At 59.5% G+C, this 6,536-nt stretch carries 8 protein-coding genes; 2 read left to right on the forward strand and 6 right to left on the reverse strand.

All coding sequences use genetic code 11. The features are described 5' to 3' along the window. Positions 1–104 precede the first annotated feature (104 nt). The 6 genes from QMX91_RS27790 to ffh form a co-directional block, all read right to left on the reverse strand. On the reverse strand, positions 105–518 hold the full coding sequence (locus QMX91_RS27790; RefSeq protein ID WP_098967381.1) for an acyl-CoA thioesterase: 414 nt from the start codon (positions 516–518) through the stop codon (positions 105–107). Positions 519–609: 91 nt separating this feature from the next. Continuing rightward, entirely contained in the window at positions 610–960 is a 351-nt protein-coding gene (gene rplS, locus QMX91_RS27795; protein ID WP_003175895.1) for a 50S ribosomal protein L19, read from the reverse strand. A gap of 45 nt (positions 961–1,005) precedes the next feature. Further along, complete coding sequence (gene trmD / locus QMX91_RS27800; protein ID WP_003221981.1) at positions 1,006–1,758, reverse strand: tRNA (guanosine(37)-N1)-methyltransferase TrmD; 753 nt, start codon at positions 1,756–1,758, stop codon at positions 1,006–1,008. A 3-nt stretch (positions 1,759–1,761) separates the two neighbouring features. Next, positions 1,762–2,298, reverse strand: a complete 537-nt coding sequence (gene rimM / locus QMX91_RS27805) for a ribosome maturation factor RimM (protein ID WP_003221979.1) — start codon at positions 2,296–2,298, stop codon at positions 1,762–1,764. A gap of 5 nt (positions 2,299–2,303) precedes the next feature. Then, the gene (gene rpsP, locus QMX91_RS27810) at positions 2,304–2,555 is read right to left on the reverse strand and encodes a 30S ribosomal protein S16 (RefSeq protein WP_003185073.1); all 252 of its coding nucleotides are present in this window, start codon (positions 2,553–2,555) and stop codon (positions 2,304–2,306) included. A gap of 261 nt (positions 2,556–2,816) precedes the next feature. Beyond that, the gene (gene ffh / locus QMX91_RS27815) at positions 2,817–4,193 is read right to left on the reverse strand and encodes a signal recognition particle protein (RefSeq protein WP_008081630.1); all 1,377 of its coding nucleotides are present in this window, start codon (positions 4,191–4,193) and stop codon (positions 2,817–2,819) included. A gap of 195 nt (positions 4,194–4,388) precedes the next feature. Between ffh and ccsA the strand changes: the two genes are divergently transcribed. Next, complete coding sequence (gene ccsA / locus QMX91_RS27820; RefSeq protein WP_282413690.1) at positions 4,389–5,201, forward strand: cytochrome c biogenesis protein CcsA; 813 nt, start codon at positions 4,389–4,391, stop codon at positions 5,199–5,201. A gap of 12 nt (positions 5,202–5,213) precedes the next feature. Beyond that, positions 5,214–6,446 (forward strand): transporter associated domain-containing protein, encoded by a 1,233-nt coding sequence (locus tag QMX91_RS27825; protein WP_134785508.1) that lies wholly within the window; start codon positions 5,214–5,216, stop codon positions 6,444–6,446. Positions 6,447–6,536 lie beyond the last annotated feature (90 nt).

The raw sequence follows: 6,536 nt of genomic DNA on the forward strand, positions 1-6,536 counted from the left end.
GAGCAAGCCCGCTCCCACAGTGTCCGTGTCGTACATAAACGTTGTAGACGACACAAAACCTGTGGGAGCGGGCTTGCTCGCGAAGGCCGCGACTCGGTTCCGGATCAGGCAGGAAATCCGGGCAGCACCGGCACCGGCCGCTTGTCATCGTCGATGGCCACAAAGCTGAATTGCCCATGGATCGCCTTCTCGCGGCCATCGCAACTCATGCTCTCAACAAATACTTCCACCTCGACCTTGAGGCTGGTGTTACCCACTTTGATCACCCTGCCCACCAGTTCGACGATGGAGCCGGCCGGGATCGCGTGATTGAAGTCGATGCGGTCGGTGGACACGGTCACCAGCGGCAAACGGCAGAAACGCGTAGCGGTGATGAACGACACTTCATCCATCCACGCCAGCGCGGTGCCGCCGAACAGGGTGTTGTGGTGGTTGGTGGTCGGCGGGAAGACGGCTTTGGTCACGCGGGTCACCGAGAGTTCGGTGCGGCGTTCGATTTCCTGGTCACGGGTGGTCATGGTTCTGGCCTGAAACAAAAATGCTGTGGATAAATTGCAGGCAACAAAAAAGCAGCCCGTAGGCTGCTTTTTTCTGCATCGGAAGCTGGACTTAAGCCAGTTTTTCCTTGATGCGAGCTGCTTTACCCGACAGGTCGCGCAGGTAGTACAGCTTGGCTTTACGTACGTCACCGCGACGTTTAACAGCCATGCTGTCGATCTGCGGGGAGTAGGTCTGGAAAGTACGTTCTACGCCAACACCGTTGGAGATTTTACGAACGGTGAACGCACTGTTCACGCCGCGGTTACGCTTGGCGATGACAACGCCTTCGAACGCTTGCAGACGGGAACGATCGCCTTCCTTCACTTTCACCTGAACGACAATGGTGTCGCCTGGGGCAAAGGTAGGGATTTCTTTGGTCATCTGCTCTGCTTCGAGTGCAAGGATGATTTTGTTGGTCATGCTGTGCTCCTAAGGTAAATCAACTGATCTACCATCGATACGTTGTTAACTATCGTCCCGCTCGCGGATGTATTCCTCGAGCAGCTTCTTCTCTTCTCCAGAAAGCGAGCGGCTTTCCAGAAGATCGGCGCGTCGTTCATAGGTCCTACCAAGGGACTGCTGTAAACGCCAACGCCGGATATGCGCGTGATTGCCACTTAGCAACACGTCGGGAACACGCTGATCCGCATACACCTCAGGTCGGGTGTAGTGCGGGCAATCCAGCAGACCATCCGTAAAGGAATCTTCCTCAGCGGAATCCGCATGCCCTAAAGCTCCGGGCAGCAGTCGTGTAACCGCATCGATCATGACCATGGCCGGCAGCTCGCCGCCAGACAGTACATAGTCACCAATCGACCACTCTTCATCGACATGAGCCTCAATAAAGCGCTCGTCAATGCCTTCATAGCGGCCGGCAATCAGGATCAATGCATCCGATTTTGCCAACTCGCGTACCGCCGACTGAGTCAGTTGACGGCCTTGGGGGGACAGGTAAATCACCTTCGCCGCCTCCCCGGCTGCTGCCTTGGCCTGAACCAGAGCATCTTCCAGGGGCTTGATCTTCATCACCATGCCCGGACCACCGCCAAACGGGCGATCGTCCACAGTGTGATGCCGATCCGTCGTGTAATCCCGCGGATTCCAACAGGTCAGCTGCAACAGCCCCTGTTTGACCGCACGACTGGTAATGCCGTACTCACTGATGGCCGAGAACATCTCGGGGAACAGCGTAATGACGTCTACGCGCAGGCTGGCCATTGCTTAGAAGTCCGCGTCCCATTCCACCCGCATCACGCCTGCATCCAGGTCGATTGCCAGCACGCATTGCTCCGTATAGGGCAACAACCGCTCGCGATCATCCAGGCTGCCCGCGCAGGGCTTGACCACCAATACATCGTTCGCGCCGGTCTCCAACAGGTGATCAACCTTGCCGAACAATTGCTCGTCCTGGTTGATGACGCTCAGACCCTGCAACTGGTACCAGTAGTACTCGTCGCCTGTCAGGTTGGGCAAAAGGCTTCGCGAGATGCAAATCTCATAACCGCTCAGAAGACGGGCTTCATCGCGATCGTCGAGGCCTTTGAGCTTGGCAACCAGATCCTTTTGAGTGGATCGGCCGCTGACCAGCTCGACCTGTTTCACCACGCCTTCGCGCCGAAGCGTCCAGTTGCGGTAGTCCAACAGGTTTTCAATCGGATCGGTAAAGGAAAAGACCTTCACCTCGCCGCGAACGCCGTGAACCGAAAAAATCTTGCCGACAACGATCAGGTCATCAGCTTTTTCTGGCGTCGCGCTCATACTGCTCAGGCTGCAGCCTTGGCAGATTCCTTCAGCAACTGAGCAACACGCTCAGATGGCTGTGCACCAACGCTCAGCCAGTAGGCTACGCGCTCTTGGTTCACGGACAGACGGATTTCCTGACCACGGGCAACAGGGTTGAAGAAGCCAACCTGTTCTTTGTGGGAGCCGTCACGCGGGTTACGCGAGTCGGTTACGGTCAGGTGGTAAAACGGGCGCTTTTTGGAGCCGCCAAGGGCAAGACGGATTGTTAGCATGTGAACATCGTTCCTGTAGTCGGTGCTGCAAATCTAAATGCACAGCGGGCATGGGTGCCCGAAAGGCCGCATATTCTAAGGAATATCCGGACTTTTGCAAATGACTTTTTCCGGCGCCTATGGCATGCCGTGCGGATTTGCATATAGAGCCGTCGATGAAAACGGCCAGTCAGCTCCCGCCGAGTGCGGGTTTGCTGTTGATCCTGCGTCCTTGCAGGGTCTGCGCCGGTGCGACGACCGGCGAAGTCTTGGTGTCCTGAATCACATTTTCGGCATGCCGCCGCCGGGCAACATACCGCCCATGCCGCGCATCATTTTCGCCATGCCGCCTTTGGCGGTGAATTTCTTCATCATCTTCTGCATCTGCTTGTGCTGCTTGATCAAGCGACCGATGTCCTGCACCTGAGTGCCGGAACCCATGGCGATCCGGCGCTTGCGCGAACCGCTGATCAGCTCAGGGTCGCGGCGCTCGGCCGGCGTCATGGAGTTGATGATGGCTTCCATCTGTTTGAACTGCTTCTCTGCAGCATTCTGGGCATTGCCCATTTGCGACAGGTTGACACCGCCGATGCTCGGCAGTTTGTCCATTAGTCCGCCGAGGCCGCCCATGTTCTTCATTTGTTGCAGCTGATCGCGGAAGTCTTCGAGGTCGAAGCCCTTGCCCTTCTTCAGCTTCTTGGCCAGTTTATCGGCCTTGTCCTTGTCGAGGGTCGCTTCGGCCTGTTCGATCAGGCTGAGCACGTCGCCCATGCCGAGGATCCGCGAAGCAATACGCTCAGGGTGGAACGGATCGAGCGCTTCGCTCTTCTCGCCCATACCGATGAACTTGATCGGCTTGCCAGTGATTGCGCGAACCGACAACGCGGCACCGCCACGGGCATCACCGTCGACCTTGGTCAGGATCACACCGGTCAGCGGCAGCGCATCACCGAAGGCCTTGGCCGTGTTGGCGGCGTCCTGACCGGTCATGGCGTCGACCACGAACAGCGTTTCGACCGGGTTGATCGCGGCGTGCAGCGCCTTGATCTCGCCCATCATCTCTTCGTCGATGTGCAGACGACCGGCGGTGTCGACGATGACCACGTCGATGAATTTCAGTTTGGCTTCTTTAATAGCTGCGGTGGCGATGTCCACCGGCTTCTGGCTCAGGTCGGACGGGAAGAACGTCACGCCGATGTCGTTGGCCAGGGTTTCCAGCTGTTTAATAGCCGCAGGACGGTAAACGTCCGCCGACACGACCATCACCGACTTCTTCTTGCGCTCTTTAAGGAAGCGCGCCAGTTTGCCGGCCGTGGTGGTTTTACCGGCACCCTGCAGACCAGCCATCAGAATGACCGCTGGCGGCACGGCGCTCAGGTTCAGGTCTTCGTTGGCCGCGCCCATCAGGCTTTCGAGTTCGGCCTGGACGATCTTCACGAACGCCTGGCCCGGCGTCAGGCTGCGCGACACCTCGGTGCCGACAGCGCGCTCCTTGACCGAATTGACGAAGTCCTTGACCACCGGCAGGGCGACGTCGGCTTCGAGCAACGCCATGCGCACTTCGCGCAGGGTGTCTTTGATATTGTCTTCAGTCAGCTTCGCCTTGCCGGTGACATGGCGCAGCGTCTGCGAGAGACGGTCGGTTAAGTTTTCAAACATTGCGCGATCCTTTCAGGCCCTGTGTAGACCGGGATAATGGCGGCCCAGACCGGATTCAACATGTGCTCGGCGAGCCTGCGGCGTGGGCAGGTCGCGGATTATAGCGAAGACTGCGTCGGGCGGACACCTCGCACTTTCGTGGTGTGGCGGTTCTATGCCAAACTCAGCGCCTTTCGGGCCTGCCTAACAGGATTTATGCTCCCCTTGTCACCCAGTTTGCTGACTACCATCGCCGCCGCGCTTCTTTATGCCGCTGCGACCCTTTATCAGGGCACCCGCCTGGCCTCCGGCGCCAAGGCGAACAAGCGCCTGCTGGTTACGCTCGGCGTCCTCGCCGTGCTCGCCCACAGCGCCAGCCTGCTCACGCACCTGCTGACGCCGATCGGCCTGGGCCTGGACTTCTTCAGCGCCGCCAGCCTGATCGCCGCCGCCGTCATCGCCCTGACACTGCTGGCCTGCTCGCGGATCCCGGTGGAAAACCTGCTGGTGCTGCTGTTCCCGCTGGGCGCGGCCACCGTGCTGCTGGCGCAGTTCGCCCCGGCCGGCACGGTGCAGATCATCGACGAAGAGCCGGGCATCCTCGCCCACATCCTGCTGTCGATCCTCGCCTACGGCATGTTCACCATCGCGGTGTTCCAGGCCTTGTTGCTGCTGGTGCAGGATCACCAGCTCAAGCACAAGCACCCGTCGGGCCTGATCAAGAACTTCCCGCCGCTGCAAACCATGGAAAGCCTGTTGTTCGGCTTCCTCTGGGCCGGCTGGACGCTGCTGTCGCTGTCGCTGATCTCCGGCTGGCTGTTCGTCGAGAACCTGTTCGCCCAGCATCTGGTGCACAAGACCTTGCTGGCGTGCCTGGCCTGGATCGTGTTCAGCGTGCTGCTGTGGGGCCGCAATCGCCTCGGCTGGCGTGGCCACAAGGCGATTCGCTGGACCCTCGCCGGTTTCTGCCTGCTGATGTTGGCGTATTTCGGCAGCAAACTGGTTCGTGAATACATCCTGCACATCTGACGGGCGGCATAAATGGACGGTTTGCCCATAGGGCCGATGCTCGCAGTATTTGTCCTGCTGATTTTATGGTCGGGGCTGTTTACCGCCGTCGAAATCGCGCAACAGCACTTGCTCGCGCAACGCACCGCCTCGCGCGCCAGCGATAAACCGCTGGCGAAGCTGAGCTTCCCCCTCGACAGTCTGATCCTGTGCAACACCCTGTGCCGCGCCCTCGCGGTAATCATTGCCACGCTGCTGGCGATCTTCCTCTGCGAAGAGAACGGCCCGTGGGCCGCCTGCCTCGGTGCGGGTGCCGTATTGCTGGTGTTTGCCGACTACTTTCCGCGCAGCGTGGCCCAGCGCTATCCGGATGCAGTGCTGTCGTTCGGCAATACCCTGCTGGCCGTTCCGCTGAAGATTCTTTACCCGCTGGCCTGGCTGCTGAGCCGCATCAGCGGTCTGCTGCTGCGTCCCTTCGCGCGCAAACCCCAGGTGGTGCAGCAAAGTGAAGACGAAGAACCTGCCGACCCTGATAACGATCCGGAACACCCGTCTCGCACCCACCCGGTCTCAGGCATCCATGCGCTGGACAACATCACGGTCAACGACATTCTGGTGCCACGCAGCGATGTCGACGGCATCAACCTCGACGACTCGATCGAAGAGATCATCGAACAACTGCGCCACAACAAGCGCACGCGCCTGCCGGTGTTCCACAGCGACATCAACCAGGTCGAAGCGGTGCTCAACACCCGGCAGATCCGCCATCTGCTCAACGATGGCCAGCTGACCCGCGAAGCGCTGCTGGCCGCCAGCTACGAGCCGTACTTCGTTCCGGAAAGCACCCCGCTGCAACTGCAACTGCTGAACTTCCACAAGCAGCAGCGCCGCTTGGGCATGGTGGTGGACGAGTACGGCGAAGTGCTGGGCATCGTCACTCTGGAAGACATTCTCGAAGAAATCGTCGGCGAATTCGAAAGCGAGCACAGCCTCGACAACCCGCACATCCATCCGCAGCCCGACGGGCGCATGGTGATCGACGGCACTGCGTCGATCCGCGAGTTGAACAAATGCCTGGGCTGGCATTTGCCGAGCGACGGCCCGAAAACCCTCAACGGTCTGGTGACCGAAGCGCTGGAGACCATTCCGGACAGCGCGGTGTGTCTGAAGATCGGGCGTTATCGGCTGGAGATTCTCGAGACCGAGGACAACCGGGTGAGCAAGGTGCTGATCTGGCATACGAGCGCGGTGCCTGCAAAAGTTTAAGCGCTTTTGTGGCGAGGGAGCTTGCTCCCGCTCGGGCGCGCAGCGGCCGTAAATGTGTTGGGGTCGCTTCGCAACCCAGCGGGAGCAAGC

Source organism: Pseudomonas sp. PS01299, from assembly GCF_029960145.1.
In the GTDB taxonomy this organism is placed as follows: domain Bacteria; phylum Pseudomonadota; class Gammaproteobacteria; order Pseudomonadales; family Pseudomonadaceae; genus Aquipseudomonas; species Aquipseudomonas putida_A.

Excerpts from the sequence above, each read along its gene's own strand:
- QMX91_RS27790 (WP_098967381.1), bottom strand. The coding sequence starts at position 518 with ATGACCACCCGTGACCAGGAAATCGAACGCCGCACCGAACTCTCGGTG.
- rplS (WP_003175895.1), bottom strand. The coding sequence starts at position 960 with ATGACCAACAAAATCATCCTTGCACTCGAAGCAGAGCAGATGACCAAA.
- trmD (WP_003221981.1), bottom strand. The coding sequence starts at position 1,758 with ATGGCCAGCCTGCGCGTAGACGTCATTACGCTGTTCCCCGAGATGTTC.
- rimM (WP_003221979.1), bottom strand. The coding sequence starts at position 2,298 with ATGAGCGCGACGCCAGAAAAAGCTGATGACCTGATCGTTGTCGGCAAG.
- rpsP (WP_003185073.1), bottom strand. The coding sequence starts at position 2,555 with ATGCTAACAATCCGTCTTGCCCTTGGCGGCTCCAAAAAGCGCCCGTTT.
- ffh (WP_008081630.1), bottom strand. The coding sequence starts at position 4,193 with ATGTTTGAAAACTTAACCGACCGTCTCTCGCAGACGCTGCGCCATGTC.
- ccsA (WP_282413690.1), top strand. The coding sequence starts at position 4,389 with ATGCTCCCCTTGTCACCCAGTTTGCTGACTACCATCGCCGCCGCGCTT.
- QMX91_RS27825 (WP_134785508.1), top strand. The coding sequence starts at position 5,214 with ATGGACGGTTTGCCCATAGGGCCGATGCTCGCAGTATTTGTCCTGCTG.